This is a genomic window from Kitasatospora sp. MBT63 (assembly GCF_000710465.2).
Classification (GTDB): Bacteria; Actinomycetota; Actinomycetes; order Streptomycetales; family Streptomycetaceae; genus Kitasatospora.
Map to the genome: position 1 here is coordinate 1 of NZ_JAIZ01000798.1, position 205 is coordinate 205.

At 73.2% G+C, this 205-nt stretch carries 1 protein-coding gene; it reads left to right on the plus strand.

The annotated features are described in order from the left end of the window. Positions 1 to 205, plus strand: a 205-nt coding sequence (locus AA75_RS41600; RefSeq protein WP_033825721.1) for an AMP-binding protein, incomplete at both ends; no start/stop codon positions are given.

Below are 205 nucleotides of genomic sequence, written 5' to 3' on the forward strand. Positions count from 1 at the left end.
ACCGGCCTGGGCTGACCGCCGAGCGGTTCGTCGCCGACCCGTTCGGCGAGCCGGGGGACCGGATGTACCGGACCGGCGATGTGGTGCGCTGGCGTCAGGACGGGCTGCTGGACTTCCTCGGCCGCGTCGACGACCAGGTGAAGATCCGCGGCTACCGGGTCGAGCCCGGCGAGATCGAGGACGCCCTGACCACGCACCCCGCCGT